This window comes from Shewanella insulae (assembly GCF_009831655.1).
Lineage (GTDB): Bacteria > Pseudomonadota > Gammaproteobacteria > Enterobacterales > Shewanellaceae > Shewanella > Shewanella insulae.
Genome location: NZ_WRPA01000004.1, coordinates 227,851 through 248,830 on the forward strand (window position 1 = coordinate 227,851; position 20,980 = coordinate 248,830).

A 20,980-nucleotide genomic window follows, 5' to 3' on the forward strand; every position below is an offset into this window, starting at 1 on the left:
AAAAACCTCGCCAGTTTACACTATTTTGTGCCCTGGTTCTCTTCCCTCAGTTGTCGGCAAGGCATTAAATCGAGTGATAATTGACGCCCAATCTTTGAGTCTTGACTGCTATACTCAACCAAGGTGGCACCAGGGAGGAGCAAAATGCGGCGATTTAGCATGATGATGTGGGGGAGATCGCTCCTTTGTCAGTGCATTACCCTTTGCCTGTGTATTACCCTTGGCATTAGCATGACGGCGCCCGCCGAGGCTGCCGACATACGCTATAACCTGTCGACCCATTTCGTCGATCCCAAACAGAGTTACTATATAGACCTGCTGCGCTTGGCCATGGAGAAGAGCCGCGATCAGTATGGTGACTACCGTCTGCTCCCGGTAGAGATGGATATGCCCCAGGGGCGCACCATCAAGTTAGTGGAACAGGGCAAGCTGGACGTGGTCTGGACCATGACCAGCATCAGCCGGGAGCAACAACTCAGAGCCGTCTATTTTCCGCTGCTCAAGGGGCTAATGGGTCATCGCATCGCCATCATTCGTAAGGAAGACGAACTCCGTTTTGCCAATATCACCACCATAGAGCAACTTCAGGCCATCCCTGTGGGACAGGGGAGCGATTGGCCCGATAGCGACATATTGCAGCGTCAGGGCTTTACCTTAGTACGGGGTGCCGCCCACAACCTACTCAACATGTTAGAGAAGCGCCGCTTCGACTATTTTCTGCGGGCGCTTCATGAGCCCTGGGATGAAATTGCCGATAAGGCTTCGCTGGTGGTGGATAACCACTTCGTTATCGTCTATCCCGCTCCCCTCTATTTCTTTGTGGCTCCAGATAACCTGGCATTGGCCCAGCGAATAGAATATGGCCTGCGCGCCGCGCTGAACGATGGCAGTTTTGATGAACTTTTTTATCATCACGCAATCACAGAAGGTATGCTGGGCCGGGCGAAGTTAACCGATAGGCGTGTTTTTCACCTGGACAATCCTTTCATGTCCCAGACCAGCAAGAATCTGTTGAGCGAACCTGAACTTTGGTTCGACTAATCATGTGATTTGTCTGGCTATTTCTCGCCTCGTTGGCGTCAAATAGGAGTAGACAGGCTTGAATTATGGGGTGGTTATGATCGCAAATGAGCAGATGGTCGCCGTGCTTGAGGCACTACCGGATCCCGCGTTTATTCTATCGAGCAGCGGCAAGTATGTGGCCGTCTTCGGCGGCAGTGACGAGCGTTATTATCACGATGGTCGTTGCCTGATAGGTACCTACCTGCACGAGGTGATCAAACCCGCCAAGGCGGCCTGGTTTCTTCAGACCATAGACAGGGCGCTCTCCTGCCGCCGCCTGTTGATCGAAGAGTATGAGCTGAGCAACAAGGATGTGAAAGGGCTTCCCGAAGAGGGGCCGGTGGCACCCATCTGGTTTGAGGGGCGGATCCAGGCGCTGGACTTTCGTGTCGACGGCGAAGAGGTGGTGCTCTGGGTCGCTAGTAATATCTCTCAGCGCCATGAGCTGGAGTTAAGGCTCAGGGAGATGAGCGACACAGATCAGCTGACAGGCCTGTTTAATCGTCGCCGTCTCGAGCGGGACTTTAGTCTGCATTTCGATAACTTCAGCGACCAGGGGATGCCGACCACCATCTTGATGCTGGATATCGATAACCTGAAACAGATCAACGACGCCAAGGGCCACCACAAGGGAGATGAGAGCATCCTGGCCATCGCCGAGATCTGTCGCTGCGAGTTTCGCAAGACCGACTATGCCTACCGTTTCGGTGGTGATGAGTTTGTAGTAGTACTGCCCGGACTCATGCCGGCCCAGGCGATGGCCATGGTCGAAGCCCTGCATCGAAGCTTTAATCTCGCTCTATCCGCCTTGGCGGACGATGAGCTATTGGCCACCATCAGCATGGGGATGACGGGAATTAATGCAGGTGACACCTCCTATCAGGATACGCTAAAGCGTGCCGACAAGGCCCTGTATCAGGCCAAGGCCAACGGTAAGAACCAACTGATCTTCCACCCTTAAGTGATCTCCTCGGTGAGCGTCTGGCCGGGCGCCACCGCTATGGACAGAGACCGCCAATTCGATTGGGTCATCCGCATCTATCTTCTATAGTTTATATAACGAATCTTTAATGCAAATTCACTTGTTAACCCCTTCTGGCAGACATACTGTTAAGGGAAACTGGTGCAGCGGAGGCATTATGCAAACACAGATACAGGCAAGGATAAAACATTGGTTGAGTCTCGACAGCGATGCCAAGAGTCGCGACGAGATCCAGGCCCTGATGGATCAAGGGGAACAAGAGGAGCTGGCGGCGAGATTTGCCGGCCGTCTAACCTTCGGTACCGCGGGCATTCGCGGCGTGGTGGGCGCAGGTCCCATGCGGATGAACCGCCTGGTGGTGCAGCAGACCTCCAAGGGGGTCGCCGAATATCTTAAGGCCCAGGTGGACAATGCAGTGAGTCGCGGCGTTGTCATCGGCTACGATGGCCGCCACGACTCCAAGCAGTTTGCCGAAGATGCCGCCAGCGTGCTCACCGCTGCTGGCTTTAAGGTGTTCCTCACCGGCAAGGTGGCGCCAACGCCCCTAGTGGCCTTCGGCGTGCTGCACCTAGGGGCGGCGGCCGGTATCGTGGTGACCGCCAGTCACAACCCGCCGCAGTACAATGGCTATAAGGTCTACTGGGGCAATGGCGCGCAGATCATTCCGCCCCATGACACAGGCATCGCGGCGCGTATCGAGCTGGCGGCCAACTCGCCGGTGGATATGTTGCCGCTGGAAACCGCCATTGAGAGTGGCAAGCTGGTGATGCTGGAGGAGGATTACTATCAGGCCTATCGTCAGGGGGTGTTACATGCCGAGGTGCTGCAAAGCCCCGCCCGTCCCGAGTTGGTGAGTCTGGCCTATACCGCCATGCACGGGGTCGGCGCCGAGATGGCCGAGACCCTGCTCAATGATATCGGGGTCAATCAGGTCTATTCGGTCGCGGCCCAGCGGGAGCCAGACGGTGACTTTCCTACGGTGAACTTCCCTAATCCCGAAGAGGCGGGGGCCATGGATCTGGTGATGGCCGAGGCTCACAAGCATGGCACCATGCTGGCCTGTGCCAACGATCCTGACGCCGACCGCTTTGCGGTGGCGGTGCGTAAACCCGGCGCTAGGCCTGAGATGCCCTCCACCGAGGCCTATCAGATGCTGACTGGAGATCAGGTTGGGGTCTTGCTGGGCCATTATCTACTCTCCCACGCCAGTGATGATCAGCGTCTGCTCTGCTGCACCATAGTCTCCTCCAGTCTGCTGACTCGCATCAGTGAGGCATGCGGCGCCCAATGCGAAACCACACTCACAGGCTTCAAGTGGCTGACCAATGTGGGCATGAGTAAACAGACTCAGGAGAACCGCTTCCTGTTCGCCTACGAAGAGGCGCTCGGCTACACGGTCGGCAGCATGGTGTGGGACAAGGATGGTCTATCAGCCTTGGTCGCCTTCGTACAGCTCACGGCCGAGTTGGCCGCCAAGGGGGAGACTCTGTGGGATAGGCTGGAGCGCATCTATCGTCAATATGGCTATTATCTCAACCGTCAGGTGAGTATCGCGCTGAGCGGCGAGCCAGGTGCGCCCACCATAGGCGAGCAGCTAAGGGCGCTCAACCCCAGCGAGATTGCCGGACGGGCCCTGGTGTCTGTGGATGATATCAGCTTGGGCGTGCGCCGTTTTGCCGATGGCCGCGAAGAGACGATAGACCTGCCTCGCAGCGATGTGCTCATCTATCGTCTGCAAGGCAACGCCAGGGTGATAGTGCGCCCCTCGGGTACCGAGCCTAAGGTGAAGTGCTACTACGAGGTGGTCGAGCCCTTCGGCGAGCAGGAGGGGCTGGACGAGGTGCAGCGCCGCGCAGAGTCCGCCATGGAGGAATTTGTCACCCGGCATCAGGCGGGCTTGCCTAAGGCTTAACGCTTAACGCTTAATGCCAGGAATCGAGTCAGGGTTTGCTAACCGATTGACAGCCTACTGACACTAGGTTGTCAGTAGGGGGGCGTTAAGCTTTTCTTACTGACCGAGTGAGGGAGACGCTCAGGGTTGAGCGTCGCATTCGGGTCATTAAGGAGAGCATGATGCAAGAGCAGCAAGTGTTACAACAGGCACCATTACAACAGGCACCTTTAGTCTGGGGCGAGATCGCCGTCGAGGATATGGCGCGTGCCAAGGCCTTCTACCAGACTCAGTTCGGGGTGCGTTTTCGCGATGAGCTGATGTTTGGCATGGAGATGGCCATACTCGAGACTGAAGCGCCCCAGGCGGCCAGCATCGCCCTGGTAAAACATGATATGATGCGCCCAAGTGGGGCTGGCAGCATCCTCTATCTTCACCTTAGCGATCATCTGGCGCCGCTGGTGGAGAGGCTGGAGCAAAATGGCGTCGAGATAGCCCTGCCTATCATGGCTATCAAGGAAGGGGAGTGCGGCTATAGCTGCGTCATCTTCGACAGCGAAGGCAATCGCGTCGGCCTCTGGGCGTCGGCTAAATAGCTTAATTAACGCTTTGACTCTGACAGCTACATACTAGCCGATAGGTAAATGCAAGCGCCGAGGCGCTTGCAAGTTATGCAAAGGATATAACAGAAGGAATTGAGATGAAGACGATAAACCTCGCCCCCAAGTCCCTGGTTGGCATGAGTGTTCGCACCAACAATGGAGTCGAGTCTGAGGCTGCGACGCAGCAAATCGCTCCCCTCTGGCAGGCCTTCATGGGGCAGTATGGCGAGCAGATCTTCGGCAAGCTGCCTGTGTATGGGGTCTATTACGACTATGCTAGCGACATGGATGGCGACTATAGCCTGATGACGGCGGTCGAGGCGGGCACCATCGAGCCTGACGACAAGTTAACGCCGCTCACCTTAGAGGGTGGTAACTACCTCTGTTTCAGCGCCACGGGAGAGATGCCCCAGGCAGTGATCTCACTCTGGCAGCAGATTTGGGCCTATTTCCAACGTCCCGATTGTCCCTATCGTCGTCAGTATCTGACCGATTTCGAGTGCTACGTCCAGCCTGACAGCGTCGATATCTATATCGGCGTCCACGTCGAAGTTTAGATAGGTAGAGGTCTAGTCAACGTCTAGTTAAGTCGAGATTTAGTCACATCCAGTCATAGTCACCACGGGCCGTCCAAAGGGCGGCCGTTTCAGGTAAGTTATGCGCCGCGCCGATCGCCTATTTCAAATCGTACAAATTCTAAGACACAGACGCCTCACCACGGCTAAGCAGCTGGCGGAGCGACTCGAGGTCTCTAGCCGTACCATCTATCGGGATATTCAGGACCTCTGCCTGTCGGGGATCCCCATCGAAGGCGAGGCCGGCGTCGGCTATCTGCTACGCCAGGAGGTGAATGTACCGCCACTGATGTTTAACGAGCAGGAGCTGGAGGCGATACAGGTGGGGATGCGTATGGTGCAGGCCCAGGGGGGCCACGAGCTGGCCAGCGCCGCCAAGCAGGCGATGATCAAGGTCGAAGCCGTATTGCCAGAGCGGCTCAAGGCCTATCAATCCTTGATGTTTGCCCCCGATTTCTACAGCGACGGGCAGCTGTTTTCCTTTCTCGACCTGCTTCGCAAGACCGCCCGAGAGCGGGAATATATTCTGCTGAGCTATCAAGACGTAAAACAGAGCGCTAGCGAACGCCAGGTACGCCCCCTTGCGCTCTATTACTGGCAAGGGGTCTGGACACTGCTAGCCTGGTGCGAACTGCGCGGTGATTTTCGTAACTTTCGTGTCGATCGCATAGTGGGCGTCTTGCCACTCGCCAGCCACTTCCCCCACACGCCGGGTCAGGAGATGCCAGATTACATCGCCATGATGCAGGCGCAGCATGGCGAGTGCTAACGGCCTTGCCAGTAGTACCTTAAATTATTCCGGCAGCAGCGGGCGCATGAAGCTGCGTTCATAGCGGCGGATAAATTTGTGCTCATTGGCGTACTCGAAGGCGGCGATGCACTCTTTGTCATGTGCTGAGGCCTCGCGATACTGCTCGTAGCTGGCGAGCGATGGAAAGCTAAACAGCGCCAGGGCGATATCGTTGGCGCCCTCGCTGGGCAGGAAATAGCCGTGATGTTGTCCGCCAAACTTAGCCACCAAAGGCAGCCAAAGTTTGGCATAGTGCTCAAACTTATCCAGCTTATCCGGGTCGATAATGTATTTCACGTGACAGGTTACCGCCATCTTAATTTCTCCCTAATGTATGATGAAAAACAGCGCCATACTCACCAGCACGGTCAGCAGTGTGTTGCGGGTAAAGTAGGCGAGTAATACGGCAACCAGGCCGCAGATGAGGTAGCTATTGTCGTATGTGATCGCCAGCTGTTGTCCCCGCATGAAGAGTATGGGGGCGGCGATGGCGGTTAGTACCGCTGGCGCCGAATACCCGAGAAACTGCAGGGTGTTTTTACTCAGGCGCAGTGGCAGTTTGGGCTCGAGAAACAGGTAACGACTGAGGAAGATCACCGCCGTCATGGCGATTAGGGTAAGCCAGATCATCATGCCTGCCTCCAGGGTTCACCGCTGAGTTTGGCGTAGAGCTGGCCGCAGGCCATGCCAGTCAAGGAGGCGATAAGCAGCCCCGCCTGCAGCTCCATCAGGGCGCACACCACGCTGGCTACCATGGCGACTAGCACACACACCAGGATTGAGGGGCGTTTCACCGCTGGCACCACTATGGCGATGAAGGTGGCGGCGATGGCGAAATCCAGCCCCAAGGCGTCCAGATTCTCTATCTTATGGCCCAGGGTTATCCCCATTGCCGTGGCCAGGTTCCACCCCAGGTAGAAGCTAAAACCGCCGCCGAAGGCGAACCAGGGATCCAGACTGCGCTGTTTGCCCAGATTGGCGATGGCAAACAGCTCGTCGGTGAGCAGAAAGCCCAGGGTGAGTCGCCACTTAAGTGGCAAGGGACTTACCTGCGGGCGCATCGCCATGCCATAGAGCAGGTGGCGCGAGGTGATCAACAAGGTGGTGATTAGTATGCTAGCAAGGCCAATGCCCGCCTTGATCATCCCAAGCGCCACAAGCTGGGCCGCGCCGGCGAAGACCAGGGCGGACATGGCCTGACTCTGCAGCGGCGTGAGCCCGGCGTCTATGGCAAAAGAACCTGCGAGTATGCCCCAGGGAACGACTGCTAGTGTCAGGGGCGAGATGGCCAGCGCTCCCTTGAGCGCCGCACGTATCGGTGAGCCATTTTCAAGCCTTTCGTTGTCTAGTCTTCCGTTGTCGCACATAGTTCTTTTGGCGTTTGCGCTGTATGCATCTGCGTTTTTGGCATCTGGGCTTTCGGCGGCCGAGTCGGGCAAAGGCTTTTTCGAGTCTGGTTGAGGTTCGCGTGTCATCTTAGCTGGTTTTAATTGAGGAATTATTCGACCTTACTAGAAAAGGGCGCACCTGGCTTGTACATTGTTGCGCTGTTTTTTTCCTGTTTTGCCTTACCGATTGGGCTATTAGCCTATTGACCTACTGGCTTCGACCTCTCTGGCATACTGGCCCGGGGTGACGCCCATGGCGCGTTTGAAGTGACGATTGAGGTGACTCTGATCGTGAAAACCACAGGCTAGCGCCACCTCCAGCAGCTTGGATCCCTGGCGGATCATCTGTTTGGCCAATCGAATACGCCCCTGGATCTGGTAGGCGTGGGGTGGCAGACCATACTGGCGCTGAAACTGCTTGATCAGATAGAAGGGGCTGAGGCCCGCCAGTTTGGCCAGGGCATCGAGGGAGACATCGGCGGCCGGCATATCATCCAGAAACTGCTTTACCAGTGCCAGCTGCGCCGTTGGCCGCAGTGACTTCTCGACCGGGCGACTTGCACCATGGCGGGACATCAGGCGTGCCAGGCTGGTGTAGATAAGACTCTCACGTAGCAGGGCATTGTCTGAGGAGCTTAATGTGTCGAAGGTGAGGCGTAACAGCTCCGCTAATGGTTTGTCGTGCACCACTGGCTCGGGAAAATAGGGCGCGTCGCCACTTTTACCGCCTAGCTCGTCATGGACCCTGGCAAACTGCTGCGGCAGGGGATACATGGCGCGATAGGACCAGCCAAAATCTGTGGCCGAGCGGCCGTTATGCACCTCGTCGGCGTTCACCAATATGATGCTATGCTGAGGCGCCGTGTGATCGCTGCCGGTGCGATAGAAACGCTGGGCGCCGGTTTCGATAACGCCCACCGTATAGCCCTCATGGCAATGGCGTGAGAAATTTTGCTGATGGTAACTGGCAGCCAGTAGCTCTATGCCGCCCAGCTCCTTTGCCAGGCTGAAGTTGGCCTGCTCTTTTGTCTGATCCTTTTCTCGGACTTTTGCTTGGGCCTTTGCCGATTTACGGCCGAGACTTTGGGGATCAGCAACGGCATTCTTGGCTGTTAACCATGTTGCCGTTAACTCTGTTACTGTTAACCCTTTTGCAGTTAAAGCAGGCGCTGTTGATTTCGAGGCTGGTGACTTCATGGATGTTTGGGCTATCACTTTATACTCGCGTCGAGAGGCCTATGCTCAGTGGTTACTACTCAATAGTTCTGGTTCGTCACTGGTTTGTATCGGCTCTTAGCCATCATAGCCTAAATGAGTTGACTGTTTTTGTACAAAATTGGCCTCTGTTTGAAATCGACTAAAGCAGATTATGGCGACTTGGGTGGTACACTCAGGTGAGAGGCAAGCGCAATACGCAAAGCACGAGGAGCAGAAAGATTAACCGTCAAGGCACGAATATTAAGGAGGCTTGTGTTCAGGGCACTGGCATTCAGGGCACAAGCGTTAAACATGGGGCCGAGCAGGTCGACTGCTTTCCCTTAGTGATCTTCGATGGCAGCTGTAACCTGTGCCACGGCGCGGTGCGTTTCATCGTCAGGCGCGACAGGCGCCAGCATTTCAAATTCGCCTCGATTCAGAGCGAGACGGCCCAGCGGCTATTGGCTAGGCGTGGGATAAACGTGGATCTTGAGGATCTCAGCAGCTTCTATCTGCTACGTGAGCAAGAGGTACTGGCCCAGAGCGAGGCGGCGCTGGCGGTAGCAAGTCAACTCGATGGCCTCTGGCCCTTGTTGAGGATATTGAAAGTGCTGCCCAGGGGGCTGCGAGACTGGGGCTATCGACAGATAGCCAATCGGCGTTATCGTCTGTTTGGTCGCAGAGCCTGCGCCCTGCCATCCGAGGTAGACAGGGCCAGATTTATCGACTGAATCGGGTCTATTTCGGCTGACTAATGTTCAGAAACTAGTGCTCAGAAACTAGAGCCCAGAAACCAGTAATAAAAGTCCAGAAACCAGAGCCTAAAGAGCAGAGATTAAAGCGCCAGCAGTTTCGGCAGGAAGCGATTATCTAGCTTGGCTATGTCGCGCTGCTCATCCAATACCTGCTGCAAGATCTCATTACTGGTCAAGGGGTTGGCCAGCACCACGCGGAACACCACAGAGGTTTTCTCCAGGTTATTGGCCGGAATGATGCGGGTACGGGAGACGAAGGATTTTCCCTGCTCACGCTGACGCTTCTGGATAAACTTGGTCAGGCCGTCCAGCAATGCATTGATCTCGCTCACACGGGCCTCGTCACCGGCTGCGACCGCCTCATTGAGCAGCGCCTGTACCTTGGCCGGCACATAGCGGTAGGTTAGCAGGCAGAGCTCTGGTCTTGAGACCAGCTGAAAATCTTCCTGGGCGGCAATCAGCTCGCCGAAGTAACGCGCCTTCTCCAGGCTGTTGTTGATTAAGATCTCGTAGCCATCGCGGCCGATGATCTGTAAGCAGGCATGCACCAACATGGCCATGCCGGGGCGCGAGCCCTCCAGCGTCTGGCTACCCAGATCTTTCGAGCCCTTACGCAGAATATATTCGGCGTGGTGTTTGATGGCGTTGGCAAATTCCGGGTCTTTAAACAGCACCATGCCGGCGCCCATGGGCACGTACATCTGCTTGTGGGCATCGATAGTGACAGAGTCGGCGCGCTCTATGCCAGTCAACAGGTGGCGATACTTGCTCGACAGCAGGCTGGCACCGCCCCAGGCGGCGTCCACATGGAAGTGGCAACCCAGCTGCTCGGCGAGATCCGCAAGTTCATCGAGCGGGTCGATATTGCCGGTCTCCGTGGTGCCGGCCACGCCGACAATCGCCATCACCTTGATGTTCTGCTCGGCTAACTGCTCGGCCGCCTCGCGCATCTTGGCCACATCTACCTTGTTGTCGCTGGCGCAGGGTACGCTGATGATGTTGTCGCGGCCTATGCCTAACAGATCCGCGGCCTTGCCGAGGGAGTAGTGACCTCGGGTCGAGACTAGAATGGCCAGATCGTCATAACCATAGTGACGCAGCGCCCGCATCAGGCCAGATTGGGCTACGCCCTTGAAGTCGCCGTCAGGCTTTAACAGGCGGTTACGGGCGATCCACAGCGCCGTGATGTTGGCGACCGTGCCGCCGGAGCAGAAGGCGCCGAGGGAGTGACTGGCGCTGTGCATCCAGCTCTGGTAGAACACTTCTGTCTGGCCATAGACCATGTGGTGCATCATCCCCAGCACCTGACGCTCCAGCGGCGTGAAGGCCTTAGAGGTCTCTATCTTCACCAGGTTTTGGTTGAGCCCCACCATCATCTTCGACAGCGGCAGCACGAAATAGGGCAGCGCCGAGGTCATATGGCCTATGAAGCTGGGAGCCGAGGTGTGCACGCTGTGGGCGATCAGGGTTTGCATCATCTGCTCGGCATAGTCGGAGACGAAGCTGGGGGCACTTGGGATCTGGTAGGCCTGGAAATCTTTTTCTATTTCGGTCAGCGGCTTCTCGACCGCGACGATACTCTCCTTGAGGAAGCCCATCAGGTTTTCCGACAGGTTTTTCTCTATCTTACCCAGGGTCGAATTTGGTGCCTCGGGCAGAGTGAAAATACGCATCAAGGCCTCTTCGGAGGCGGTCGCTTGTCGTGTCTGTTTTGATGTCATCGAGGCGCGTCGCTTAACTTGTGTCTGTTTTGAAATAGAAAAAACAGGCGATCGAAAAAGGGAGCTAACTTTACTGTAAGCTTTATACAGCATCAAGGGGAAAAGTGAAATGGCTGGCGGGCGACTGGTCTATTAGAGGCTAGCCTTGAGCCGAATTGAAAGCCTTTAGCCGAAATGAAAGCTGTGAGCCGATATAAACAGCCCTGAACCAAAGTGGCGTCAGGGCATTTAGGATAACTTGGAAAACAGCTAACGCCCCAGACGATAGAGGCGGGCGACGTTGAGCGCGCAGCTATAGAGGTTATGACGGGCGCCGGCCAGTACCTCCTCGAGTGGCAAGGCCCTCGGGGTCACGGAAAACAGGGCGTCTATGCCGTGGTCCAGCAACACATTGGCATCCTCACTGACGCAGCCGGCGATGGCGATAACCGGGATCCCCTGCTTGTTGGCCTCGCGGGTGACCCCCATGGGGGTCTTGCCATGCAGGGTCTGGCTGTCGAGGCGGCCTTCGCCCGTGATGACGAGATCCGCGCCCTTGAGATGTTCGCTTAGCCTGACCGTCTCCATGACGATATCTATGCCGGGTCTTAACTTGGCGCCCAGATAGGCCAGCATGGCAAAGCCCATGCCGCCTGCGGCGCCGGCGCCCGGCATGTCGCGGCACTCTTTGAGGCCAGCAGCATGGGTGATATCGGCAAAGTGGCTAAGGGCCTTGTCTAATCTGTCGACCATGATCTCATCGGCGCCTTTCTGGGGGCCGAAGATGGCCGAGGCGCCCTTGTCGCCACACAGTGGATTGTCCACATCGCAGGCGACCTCAATGGCTACCTGGGCAAGCCGTGGATGCAGCTCGCCGATATCGACATTGGCAAGGTGTTCTAGCGCGGCGCCGCCGGGTCTTAGGGGTTTACCGTCATTGTCCAGCAGGTGCGCGCCCAGGGCTTGCAGCATGCCGGCGCCGCCGTCGTTGGTGGCACTGCCGCCAAGGCCGAGGATCAGATGGGTCACGCCGCTATTGAGGGCATGACAAATAAGTTCGCCCGTGCCATAACTGGTGGTGACCAAGGGATCGCGTAAGAGACTCGGCACATGGTGCAGGCCCGAGGCGGAGGCCATCTCGATCACCGCAGTGCGCTGCCCTGGCGCCTCCTGACCCAGCAGACCATAGTGGGCATCCACCTGACTGCCAAGGGGGCCGGTAACCTTAAGCTCGACCAGCTTGCCGCCGGTGGCATCCACCATAGATTGCACCGTGCCTTCGCCGCCGTCGGCGACCGGCAACTTGATAAATTCGGCGTCGGGAAGCACCTCACAAACCCCCCGGGCTATCTCAGTGGCGACTTCCATGGCGCTCAAGCTTTCTTTATATGAATCGGGCGCGATGACTATTTTCATGCAGGCTTCCTGTGTGAAGAGGGAGGAATATAGTACAAAATCTGAAATAAATCAGCTGTGTAGACCGGCGCCCAGGTTTAGGCCAATGACGCCGGTTTGTTTAGCTTAGAGTAGGACGAGACTCAGCAAATAGACAAGAAGCATGGCGGTAACACCCTGGATAAGGGTCGCCATGGTTTGCGCCTTGTAGGCCTGCTTCACGCTCATACGGCTAAACTGAGTCACCACCCAGAAGAAGCTGTCGTTGGCGTGGGAGACAGTCATGGCGCCGGCGCCGATGGCCATCACGGTCAGCACTCGGCCCATGTCGCTGGCAAGGCCGATATCGCCAAGCATAGGGGCTACCAGGGCCGAGGTGGCCACCAGGGCAACGGTCGATGAGCCCTGGGCGGATTTCAGCGCCGCGGCGACGATAAATGGCATGAAGATGCCTATGCCTAAAGCCGAGAGTGAGCTGCCGAGGAAGCTACCTATCTCCGTGGCCTTGAGCACGGCGCCGAAGGCTCCGCCTGCCCCGGTGATCAGCAGGATAGGCGCGGCTACCACTAAGCCGTGGCTGATGCGATCGCTAAATTCTTTGATTTTATCCTGACTCTTGAGCAGGCTTAGGGACAGGAACAGGCCTATCATCAGGGCGTTTACCGGTTGACCCAGGAAGGCCAGGGTATCAAACAGGGCGCCATCACCCAGTGGCTGCGAGGGGAACTTGGCGATCGAGCCCAGGCAGATAAGTAAAATCGGCACGAAAATAGGGGCAAATGCCTTGGCCGGGCTAGGTAGCTCACCATAGGCGGCCTTGAGCTGCTCGAAGTCTTCTACATTGCTCTTTAGCTCCTCGGCGCCTTCACCGTCGGGCTCGACATGGGCGAAGCGGTTGGCCCATAACATGCCAGCCAGGGCGGCGACAGCCGCGACGAAGATGCCCACGCCTATGACCAGACCCAGGTTTGACTCTAGTCCCAGGTTACCGGCGGCGGCAATCGGGCCGGGCGTTGGCGGCACGAACGTGTGGGTGGCGTATAGGCCGGTAGCCAGGGCGACGCTCATGGAGACGCTGGAGACTTTCATGCGGTTGGCCATCGACTGCTTGAGCGAGTTGAGGATCACGAAGCCCGAATCACAAAATACCGGGATAGAGACCAGGTAGCCGATGATCGACATGGTCAGGGTCGGGAAGCGTTTCCCAAGCACTTTAATCACCACATCGGCCATGGTGATGGCCGCGCCGCTCTTCTCTAATATGGTACCTATGATAGTACCCAGCACGATAACCAGGCCAATATAGCCCAGGATACCGCCGAAGCCGGAGGTGATGGTTTTTGCCACATCGGCGCTGGGTAGCCCGTAGGCAAAGGCGGCGATGAAAGAGGCGAGAATAAGGGTTAGGAAGGGGTGAAGCTTAAATTTGGATGTCGCGATAACGATAAAGGCTATCACGGCGATCAAGATCAGTACTAGGCTCATAGGGTGTCCCTGTATTGGGTTATATTTGTTGGTTTGATCTAGCGATGACCCGTTAACTCGCTCCTAGCGCGGGAGCAAAGGGTTTTCAGGCTGGCACTATTATCCGGATAATCGGACAATCTGGCTTCGTGCCAGCCTCCTAATATTTAACTTATGTGCAACCGATATTTGTGCGTTTGCCCAAATATCGGTTGAGAGAGAGGAATAAAGTCGGTCTAGATCACAAAATGACCGACAGGGCGTGTTCGATTAGGCGGTTAATATATCGTCGTGGGCAGATTGCCAGTTGACCTCACCGCGACAGGCGCTGCCGCAGGTCTTAGCCGTCCCGGCCTGCGTCTCTAACCTTGCTTAGAGTAGACCTCGCTTGCACCTATACGTAGGTACAGAACAGTTGCCACGGCTCCGATCCGTTATATTGCTAGCCTAAGTTTTGGGTGGGTAAGATTGTAGTTTGCCACGCTATTTATGTTTTCTATTGGCCCCAGGAGGTACCTGGTGGCAACTCCATGGTTTATGTTCAGCATTGTCCTTAATATTTTGATCGACAAATTTGTAATAACTTTCTTTGGTATGTGTCCACCAGTCGTTATGCAAGTCGGCTCCATGTTGCTTGAGCACTTTCTCAATACCGTCGAGATCGATATGAGTTGCATCATAGGCAAGGTGTATTTCACCCGTTCTTATGTTGTAACTCACCTCATCAATGCCAAAAATGTCATCAATTTCAGCTATCAAGGCATCGTAGTTATCTTGGGTAACCTTGCTTAGTTTCAGGTTTCGGATCACTAAATTCTGTTCTCTTACGCCAACTCTATGATCTAAATCGCTCATGACTTATCTCCTAAGGTGAGTAACTAACCGTTTCAGTTAAAGCTTAGGGCTGTGTCTAAGACACAGGTCAAGCATTTTCGGCCGAAGAGCCTGGGCCAATCGGTTAGGTGTGACGCTGCTAGACTTAAGGTAGTTATTTATCCTGTAACAAGGAGAGCTGTTATGAGTTACAAACATATTCTGGTGGCGGTCGATCTGTCTGAGTCTAGCCGAGTGGTAATAGATAAGGCGGTTACATTGGCGAGGGGCGGCAATAGTAAGGTTTCTTTTGTTTATGTTGATGTGGACAGTGTGGCCATCACCCCGCAGGAAGAGTCCGAGATGCAGCAGGAGCTCCAGGCCATGGCAACATTAAGCAACTATCCCATAGCTGAAACCTTAGTGGTGATAGGCGACCTGCATATGAAACTTGCTGGTATCGCCAAGGAGAGAAATGTCGATCTCCTGGTCTGTGGCCACCATCATAAGTTCTTGAGTAGCTTGTTTTCCTCAGTGCCCAAGGTGGCTAACGCCGTCGAGGCCGACCTTCTCGTGGTCTATCTCGATCACTAGTCCTGATTGGTTAAACAGTGAAGGTTTAAGGTTCGCTCAAACCTTGGATTGAGGTGTTTGGCTAAGTCATTGACCTTTCTGAGGACCTATTACCTGTTGCGAGTGGCATGTTGAATTGTAGCTTCGGCTGGAATTGTCCTCTGGAGGGGGAAGGTCGAACCTTCGCTGTAACCTAGCACCCGCCGGAGAGGAGTTAGGTTGCAATGAGGGGGTGGCCTTCAAGAACCTTCCAAAGAACTATTTCTGTAGAAGCTACTAGCAAAACTCCTTTGGGGCAGATAGGCAATAAAGCCATTTGTGCTGACCTCGACTTAGATCAAAACAACCTTCCCAATAACCCCTTAATATTGGCGTGAACTGGCACCCTAAAGCTGATGTTCCCGTTCCCAGTCATGACAGAAGGCGATAAAGGTTTTCAGTAGCGGGCTTAAGTACTTCTCCTTATGGACCAGTAACCAGAAGCGGCGCTTCATGTTCAGCGGCAGCTTGAGCACCTTGACCCGTCCATCGCAGATCGCCGGTTCGGCGGACAGGCGTGACAGACAGGCGAGGCCGAGTCCGGCTGAGACTGAGTTGATTAGGGCCTCAGTGTTGTTGAGCTGAAAGGCTTCATGCCATTGCTCTAGCCTAGGAGCGACGACGCGTAGGAAGAATTCTCGGGAGCCTGAGCCGGCCTCGCGCAAGATCCAGTGACTGGCCTCCAGTTCATGCAGGGGGATGTCGCTATCTGCAGGCAGGGGATGAGTTGGCGGGCAGATCACGCACATCTCATCTGAGCTGAAAGGGGTCGCGTCTATCTCCGAGTGTTGGATCTTACCCTCGATCAGCGCGATATCCAGTTCATAGTCGATCAGCATGTCGCAGATCTGAGCCGAATTGGAGATAAACAGGCTCTGCAACTCATGCTGGGTATGGCGGCGAAAGTCACTCAGCAGATAGGGAGCCACCTGGTTGCCCAGGGTGTCACTGGCGCCGATACGCAGCTGGCCCGAGAGTGATTTTTCATCGCTAAACAGATGCTCGATATCGCCGGCTCTGTGCAGGAGCTCATCGGCCAGGGGCTGCAACTTGTGTCCCTCCTGATTGAGGATGAGACGGTTGTTCACCCGGTCAAAAAGGTGATGGCCGAGCTGCTTCTCCAGCTCTGACAGCGCCATGCTCACCGCCGCCTTAGAGAGAAACAGGCTGTCGGCCGCGGCGGTTAGGGTCTTATGTTGGGTGAGGGTGCTAAAGACCTTGAGTTGCTTGAGCGAGATGTGGCTGGCCATAAAAATTAATGTTTAGTTATTCTGAACGTTAGTTATAAATAATTAGATATAACAAAACAATAGGCAAGCGTATTATTGCTTCACAGCAAGAAACCTGATTGAGATTGTGATGATTCATAAAACGAAAAAGGCAGTAATGGGCGTTCCTACACCTATGGCGGGTCTGGCACTGGGCATTGCAAGCCTAGGTTGGTGCTGGGAAAACTTCACTGAGCTCCATGGTTATGGCCAGTGGGCTGGCGCCGCCATTGCGAGCCTGTTGTTAGCCGTCTTGAGCGTTAAGTTTTTCTTTCATAAGCATCTTTTAAGGCAAGATCTCGCCCACCCGGTCGTCGGCAGCGTGGTGCCTACCTTCGCGATGGCGACTATGGTGGTGTCTAACTCATTGGGGCAATTCTATCCTGGCGCTGGCGATGCCCTGTGGCTGGCGGCTGTGGCGCTGCATATCGTCTTCCTGGTGAGCTTTATCTATCACAGGATGAAAGATTTTGAGCTGCACCACATGGTCCCCAGCTGGTTTGTGCCGCCGGTGGGCATAGTGGTTGCCGATGTATCTTTCTCGGGCAACCCGGCCCTGGCGGCTATAGCACAAGGCACTCTAGTCTTTGGCATGCTGGCCTATGCCGTGATGCTGCCCATGATGATCTATCGCCTGATGTTTACCCATGAGGTGCCCGATGCGGCTAAGCCTACGTTGGCGATTCTGGCGGCGCCAGCCAGCCTTTCGCTGGCAGGTTACCTAACGGTCACGGCGACGCCATCGCCGGTGATCATCGCCCTGTTATTTGGTATCGCCGTGTTGATGACGGCCATCATCTACCTGGCGTTTTATAAACTCCTGAGGTTGCCCTTTAGCCCTGGCTATGCGGCGTTTACCTTCCCCATGGTAATAGGCAGCACGGCGCTGTTCAAGATGGCCAACTGGATGCTACTTGAAGGGATAGAAGCCGAGTATGTACAGCAGGTGAGAGATCTCGCGGCGCTGGAGTTGATGGTGGCGACAGTTGTGGTGGTCTATGTTTCTCTGCGTTACATCAACAACCTAGTGATACAGCCGCGCCTAGTTTCACGGACGGTTTAGTTTCACGGATAGCCTAGTGTTACGGATAGGCGAGTTTTACTAATAGCCTAATATCGCGTCCTTTCTACAGCGCGATAGGGATATGTATTATTGGCTAGGATGCCATGCTCTCATTTCTCAATAGGCTTTCGCTAGTCAGCATCACAAGAATACAACCTGGCCGCTACTGCGCTCATCACACAAATTATTACTTCAGCCCCATGACTTCACCGGCGTGAGCGCGTAAAATCCCCGCTTTCAGTAAGGGCCTCAATGCCAAATGGGCCCACGTATCGCCCTAATTACCCAAGATGTCAGACACCATGTACTGTGCCCAGCAATGTTTTACCCCCTTTAGCTCCTCAATCGGGGGTATAGCGCTGCCTGAGCGGTTTACCTTTCCCTTTTATTATGAGCCCCATAGGCTGTGTGAGCTGGCGGCTAGTGAGTTGAAAGCCCATCTCGAGCAGCAACAAGACTGGCAGCATAATTTCGGCCTGACGGGGCAGCGCGAGGGGGCGATCGGCAAGATGTTCGGCGTGCTGGTGGTGCAAAATGTTGATGGCGAGCTCGGCTACCTCAAGGCGTTTTCCGGTAAGTTAGCCGAGCAGAATCTGCTGCCGGGTTTCGTGCCGCCGGTATTTGACATGTTGACCCAGGATAGCTTTTTTCACGGTGAGCAGCTGGCTATCAATCAGTTGACCGCCAAGCTCGCATCGCTGCAGCGGGCCCCAGAACTTGCATCCCTTAGTGATGAACTAAACGCATTAAACTCAGGTAAAGCCGAGGCGGTGGCCGAGCTGAGGGCGGCGATCATCGAAAACCGCAAGGCGCGAAAGGCCAGACGTGTGGCCGGCGAGCGGCTCGATGCCCAGGCTTTCGAGGCGCTGCAGCAACAGCTTGGCCGCGAAAGCGTGGCCGAGAAGTACAGACTCAGGCAGTTAAATGAGCAGTGGGATAGCCAGATCGCCGAGCGTGAGCATCGACTTAGTGCGCTGCAAGATGAGATTGAGGCGCTTAAGCAGCAACGTGCCGGTAAGTCCAACGCGCTGCAGCGCAAGCTATTCGCCCAGTATCGCTTCTTGAATCAGGCGGGGGAGGTCAAAGATCTCAACAGCCTATTTAGCCTATCGCCAAGAGGGTTACCCCCTGCGGGCGCAGGAGAGTGCGCGGCGCCCAAGCTGTTGCAGTTCGCCTTCGCCAACGACCTCAAGCCCATCGCCATGGCGGAGTTCTGGTGGGGAGCATCGCCCAAGTCAGAGGTGAAGCAGCACAAGCAGTTCTATGGCGCCTGTCACGGCAAGTGTGAGCCGATTTTGGCCCATATGTTGAGTGGCATAGCGCTGGATGACAACCCGCTGCTGAACAATCCCGCCGAGGGTAAGGATCTCTCCATCCTCTATCAGGATGAGGCAATTGCCGTGGTCAACAAGCCGGCGGAATTTCTGTCTGTGCCGGGCAAGCATGTGACTGACAGCGTCTATAGCCGTATGCGTCAGGCCTTTCCCAAGGCGACCGGGCCGCTGATTGTCCATCGCCTGGATATGTCCACCTCTGGCCTTATGGTGATCGCCCTGAGCAGCGAGGCCAATACCGCACTGGTGCAGCAGTTTATCGGCCGCACCGTGGAGAAGCGTTATCTTGCCAGGGTAGCGGGTGAGGTGCAGGGGGACGAGGGCGAGATCAAGCTGCCGCTGCGGGTGGATCTCGACGACAGGCCGCGTCAGCTGGTGTGTTTCGAGCATGGTAAACATGCCCATACCTATTGGCAGGTAAAATCCAGAGGCGAGGGCACGACCCTGCTGGCACTGTTTCCCAAGACGGGGCGTACCCATCAGCTCAGGGTGCACTGCGCTCATCAGGATGGTCTTGGCATGCCCATCATAGGCGACGATCTCTACGGGGCTAAGGCCAACCGCCTGCATCTGCACGCCCAGTATCTGGCTTTTAACCATCCCATCAGCGGCGAGCGGATCAGCTTTAGCTGCGATCCCGATTTCTAGAGCTGTCTAACTTAGGTCATGCTTAGCCTAGGCCATGTTTTGCCTAGGATTGTTTGCCACGATCATCATTTAGCCTTGGTCCTGGCCGCGGCTCAGCAGCACCTGACCTAGGTAGAGCTGCAGCAGGCCATCGAGTTTGTGAATATCCACCTTAGTGATCTGGGCTATCTTATCCAGGCGATACCTTAGGGTGTTGCGGTGGATAAACAGCGCCTTGGCACAGGCCTGCTGGTCGCCGAAATGGCCCAGATAGCTTGCCAGCGTCTTGCGCAGCAGGGCGTTTTTGTCTCTGTCGATGAGGCGCTGAAACGGCCTAAGTAGCTGCTCGCCGCGCCAGTCATGTTTAAGGCCAGAGAGCATCACCAATAGGGCATGATCTTCATAGAGGTACTTGCTCTGTTCTGGGTGTAGCTGCTGGCCGAAATTAAGGGTTTCCAGCGCCGTCTGATAGGAGCGGTTGATATCCATGGTGGCGGGAAAATAATGGCCCAGGGCGATCTTCAGCCTGGCGCTTAGCTCGCTGGGCAGACGCTTGAGCAGACGGTCGATACGCAGGCTCTCGGCTTCGGCGCTCCAGGCCTTGCCGTCGAGGAAGGCGGGCTTGATGATCACCAGCTCAGTCATCGAGGTCATGGCGATCAGGTTGCCGCGGGACGGCGTCTCTAACAGATGCAGTACCGTCTTAAGCTGAGAGTTGGCCAGCTCGTCGCCGGCGTCGTCGTTGATGCGCAGCACGGCCGCGACCCTTGGCATTTCGAGATCGATATCCAGGCGCTTGGCCCAGATCTTCAGGTGGTTGAGATCCCGCCCCTCGGGCTTAATCAGCTGCAGAATAAACTCCTCCTGCTGGCGGGCGCGCCACTGGGCCACATCCAGGGAGTTGGCCTGCTCGACTATCATCTCGGCGGTCATCTTTAGCAGCTCGCCGAAGGCCTTGAGATGTTCTGGCTCCCCCGTGATGCCGATGACGCCGATGATCTCTCCCTGATAGTGCAGCGGTAGGTTGATGCCGGGTTTGACCCCCTGCAGGCTGGCGGCGCTGGCGCCGTTGAGCTCGACGGTGCGATTCTGGCTGATGGCCAGCAGGGCGCCCTCGTGGATGGAGCCTATGCGGTGGGGCTCGCCCGAGCCTAGGATCACCCCTTGGCTGTTCATCACATTGATGTTGTGTCCTATGATCGCCATGGTGCGATCCACTATCTGCTGGGCGAGTTGATTATCGAGAAAGTACAAGGCGCTACGCTAACTTGGGGGCTGGTGTGTTGAGCTTACGGCAAAAAACCGACGGGAAAAAGCCTGGGTGGCCGCTTTTGCGAGGTGGCAATCAATACCAACCACGGTGAGTAAGTGATCAGCTATTTACTACGATTGGTATAACAATGACGCATAAAAAACCCGCGACGGGCGCGGGTTTTTAAAGGGCAATTAGCTATGAGAGCAT

The 20,980-nt window shown here is 55.7% G+C and carries 20 protein-coding genes; 10 read left to right on the forward strand and 10 right to left on the reverse strand.

The window, feature by feature from the left end; translation table 11 throughout:
• Nucleotides 1-144: 144 nt before the first annotated feature.
• From GNT65_RS06700 to GNT65_RS06725, 6 genes are all read left to right on the forward strand, one after another.
• Nucleotides 145-1,041, forward strand: a complete 897-nt coding sequence (locus GNT65_RS06700; RefSeq protein ID WP_244952116.1) for a substrate-binding periplasmic protein — start codon at nt 145-147, stop codon at nt 1,039-1,041.
• A gap of 76 nt (nt 1,042-1,117) precedes the next feature.
• Nucleotides 1,118-2,023 carry a GGDEF domain-containing protein gene (locus GNT65_RS06705; protein ID WP_160794586.1) on the forward strand — a complete coding sequence of 302 codons (906 nt, stop codon included), beginning with the start codon at nt 1,118-1,120 and terminating at the stop codon, nt 2,021-2,023.
• Nucleotides 2,024-2,201: 178 nt separating this feature from the next.
• Nucleotides 2,202-3,956, forward strand: a complete 1,755-nt coding sequence (locus tag GNT65_RS06710; RefSeq protein ID WP_160794588.1) for a phospho-sugar mutase — start codon at nt 2,202-2,204, stop codon at nt 3,954-3,956.
• A gap of 161 nt (nt 3,957-4,117) precedes the next feature.
• The gene (locus GNT65_RS06715; RefSeq protein ID WP_160794590.1) at nt 4,118-4,531 is read left to right on the forward strand and encodes a VOC family protein; all 414 of its coding nucleotides are present in this window, start codon (nt 4,118-4,120) and stop codon (nt 4,529-4,531) included.
• Nucleotides 4,532-4,635: 104 nt separating this feature from the next.
• Complete coding sequence (locus GNT65_RS06720; RefSeq protein WP_160794592.1) at nt 4,636-5,094, forward strand: GyrI-like domain-containing protein; 459 nt, start codon at nt 4,636-4,638, stop codon at nt 5,092-5,094.
• Between the two features lie 100 nt (nt 5,095-5,194).
• Complete coding sequence (locus tag GNT65_RS06725; protein ID WP_160794594.1) at nt 5,195-5,881, forward strand: helix-turn-helix transcriptional regulator; 687 nt, start codon at nt 5,195-5,197, stop codon at nt 5,879-5,881.
• Between the two features lie 24 nt (nt 5,882-5,905).
• On the opposite strand, the gene GNT65_RS06730 is transcribed toward GNT65_RS06725, so the two are convergent.
• The 4 genes from GNT65_RS06730 to GNT65_RS06745 all read right to left on the reverse strand — a co-directional run bounded on the left by GNT65_RS06730 (nt 5,906) and on the right by GNT65_RS06745 (nt 8,505).
• Nucleotides 5,906-6,217 carry an NIPSNAP family protein gene (locus tag GNT65_RS06730; protein ID WP_160794596.1) on the reverse strand — a complete coding sequence of 104 codons (312 nt, stop codon included), beginning with the start codon at nt 6,215-6,217 and terminating at the stop codon, nt 5,906-5,908.
• A gap of 12 nt (nt 6,218-6,229) precedes the next feature.
• Nucleotides 6,230-6,532 (reverse strand): AzlD domain-containing protein, encoded by a 303-nt coding sequence (locus GNT65_RS06735; RefSeq protein WP_160794708.1) that lies wholly within the window; start codon nt 6,530-6,532, stop codon nt 6,230-6,232.
• Complete coding sequence (locus GNT65_RS06740) at nt 6,532-7,269, reverse strand: AzlC family ABC transporter permease (protein ID WP_160794710.1); 738 nt, start codon at nt 7,267-7,269, stop codon at nt 6,532-6,534. The genes GNT65_RS06735 and GNT65_RS06740 overlap by 1 nt, the downstream gene beginning before the upstream one ends.
• A gap of 216 nt (nt 7,270-7,485) precedes the next feature.
• Nucleotides 7,486-8,505 carry a helix-turn-helix domain-containing protein gene (locus tag GNT65_RS06745; protein WP_338091763.1) on the reverse strand — a complete coding sequence of 340 codons (1,020 nt, stop codon included), beginning with the start codon at nt 8,503-8,505 and terminating at the stop codon, nt 7,486-7,488.
• 179 nt (nt 8,506-8,684) lie between these two features.
• On the opposite strand from GNT65_RS06745, the gene GNT65_RS06750 reads away from it, so the two are divergent.
• Entirely contained in the window at nt 8,685-9,218 is a 534-nt protein-coding gene (locus tag GNT65_RS06750; RefSeq protein WP_160794598.1) for a thiol-disulfide oxidoreductase DCC family protein, read from the forward strand.
• 104 nt (nt 9,219-9,322) lie between these two features.
• Here the strand turns inward: GNT65_RS06750 and panP are convergent, their stop codons facing one another.
• The 4 genes from panP to GNT65_RS06770 form a co-directional block, all read right to left on the reverse strand.
• Entirely contained in the window at nt 9,323-10,963 is a 1,641-nt protein-coding gene (gene panP / locus GNT65_RS06755; RefSeq protein WP_160794600.1) for a pyridoxal-dependent aspartate 1-decarboxylase PanP, read from the reverse strand.
• Nucleotides 10,964-11,212: 249 nt separating this feature from the next.
• The gene (locus GNT65_RS06760; protein ID WP_160794602.1) at nt 11,213-12,358 is read right to left on the reverse strand and encodes a glycerate kinase; all 1,146 of its coding nucleotides are present in this window, start codon (nt 12,356-12,358) and stop codon (nt 11,213-11,215) included.
• Nucleotides 12,359-12,463: 105 nt separating this feature from the next.
• On the reverse strand, nt 12,464-13,822 hold the full coding sequence (locus tag GNT65_RS06765; protein ID WP_160794603.1) for a GntP family permease: 1,359 nt from the start codon (nt 13,820-13,822) through the stop codon (nt 12,464-12,466).
• Nucleotides 13,823-14,284: 462 nt separating this feature from the next.
• Nucleotides 14,285-14,656: a cation transporter gene (locus GNT65_RS06770; protein WP_160794605.1), complete on the reverse strand. Its 372-nt coding sequence runs from the start codon at nt 14,654-14,656 to the stop codon at nt 14,285-14,287.
• A gap of 162 nt (nt 14,657-14,818) precedes the next feature.
• Between GNT65_RS06770 and GNT65_RS06775 the strand changes: the two genes are divergently transcribed.
• Nucleotides 14,819-15,208 (forward strand): universal stress protein, encoded by a 390-nt coding sequence (locus GNT65_RS06775; protein WP_160794607.1) that lies wholly within the window; start codon nt 14,819-14,821, stop codon nt 15,206-15,208.
• 365 nt (nt 15,209-15,573) lie between these two features.
• On the opposite strand, the gene GNT65_RS06780 is transcribed toward GNT65_RS06775, so the two are convergent.
• On the reverse strand, nt 15,574-16,476 hold the full coding sequence (locus GNT65_RS06780; protein ID WP_160794609.1) for a LysR substrate-binding domain-containing protein: 903 nt from the start codon (nt 16,474-16,476) through the stop codon (nt 15,574-15,576).
• Nucleotides 16,477-16,585: 109 nt separating this feature from the next.
• Here GNT65_RS06780 and GNT65_RS06785 point away from each other — a divergent pair, with 109 nt between their 5' ends.
• Both GNT65_RS06785 and GNT65_RS06790 read left to right on the forward strand, forming a co-directional pair.
• Entirely contained in the window at nt 16,586-17,557 is a 972-nt protein-coding gene (locus GNT65_RS06785; RefSeq protein WP_160794611.1) for a TDT family transporter, read from the forward strand.
• 302 nt (nt 17,558-17,859) lie between these two features.
• Nucleotides 17,860-19,539, forward strand: a complete 1,680-nt coding sequence (locus GNT65_RS06790; RefSeq protein ID WP_160794714.1) for an RluA family pseudouridine synthase — start codon at nt 17,860-17,862, stop codon at nt 19,537-19,539.
• 69 nt (nt 19,540-19,608) lie between these two features.
• Here the strand turns inward: GNT65_RS06790 and GNT65_RS06795 are convergent, their stop codons facing one another.
• Nucleotides 19,609-20,772, reverse strand: coding sequence for a sugar diacid recognition domain-containing protein (locus tag GNT65_RS06795; RefSeq protein ID WP_160794613.1), 1,164 nt, complete (start codon nt 20,770-20,772; stop codon nt 19,609-19,611).
• Between the last annotated feature and the right edge of the window lie 208 nt (nt 20,773-20,980).

Coding starts and splice junctions, on each gene's coding strand:
- GNT65_RS06700 (WP_244952116.1), top strand. CDS start 145: ATGCGGCGATTTAGCATGATGATGTGGGGGAGATCGCTCCTTTGTCAG.
- GNT65_RS06705 (WP_160794586.1), top strand. CDS start 1,118: ATGATCGCAAATGAGCAGATGGTCGCCGTGCTTGAGGCACTACCGGAT.
- GNT65_RS06710 (WP_160794588.1), top strand. CDS start 2,202: ATGCAAACACAGATACAGGCAAGGATAAAACATTGGTTGAGTCTCGAC.
- GNT65_RS06715 (WP_160794590.1), top strand. CDS start 4,118: ATGCAAGAGCAGCAAGTGTTACAACAGGCACCATTACAACAGGCACCT.
- GNT65_RS06720 (WP_160794592.1), top strand. CDS start 4,636: ATGAAGACGATAAACCTCGCCCCCAAGTCCCTGGTTGGCATGAGTGTT.
- GNT65_RS06725 (WP_160794594.1), top strand. CDS start 5,195: ATGCGCCGCGCCGATCGCCTATTTCAAATCGTACAAATTCTAAGACAC.
- GNT65_RS06730 (WP_160794596.1), bottom strand. CDS start 6,217: ATGGCGGTAACCTGTCACGTGAAATACATTATCGACCCGGATAAGCTG.
- GNT65_RS06735 (WP_160794708.1), bottom strand. CDS start 6,532: ATGATCTGGCTTACCCTAATCGCCATGACGGCGGTGATCTTCCTCAGT.
- GNT65_RS06740 (WP_160794710.1), bottom strand. CDS start 7,269: ATGTGCGACAACGGAAGACTAGACAACGAAAGGCTTGAAAATGGCTCA.
- panP (WP_160794600.1), bottom strand. CDS start 10,963: ATGACATCAAAACAGACACGACAAGCGACCGCCTCCGAAGAGGCCTTG.
- GNT65_RS06760 (WP_160794602.1), bottom strand. CDS start 12,358: ATGAAAATAGTCATCGCGCCCGATTCATATAAAGAAAGCTTGAGCGCC.
- GNT65_RS06765 (WP_160794603.1), bottom strand. CDS start 13,822: ATGAGCCTAGTACTGATCTTGATCGCCGTGATAGCCTTTATCGTTATC.
- GNT65_RS06770 (WP_160794605.1), bottom strand. CDS start 14,656: ATGAGCGATTTAGATCATAGAGTTGGCGTAAGAGAACAGAATTTAGTG.
- GNT65_RS06775 (WP_160794607.1), top strand. CDS start 14,819: ATGAGTTACAAACATATTCTGGTGGCGGTCGATCTGTCTGAGTCTAGC.
- GNT65_RS06780 (WP_160794609.1), bottom strand. CDS start 16,476: ATGGCCAGCCACATCTCGCTCAAGCAACTCAAGGTCTTTAGCACCCTC.
- GNT65_RS06785 (WP_160794611.1), top strand. CDS start 16,586: ATGATTCATAAAACGAAAAAGGCAGTAATGGGCGTTCCTACACCTATG.
- GNT65_RS06790 (WP_160794714.1), top strand. CDS start 17,860: ATGTACTGTGCCCAGCAATGTTTTACCCCCTTTAGCTCCTCAATCGGG.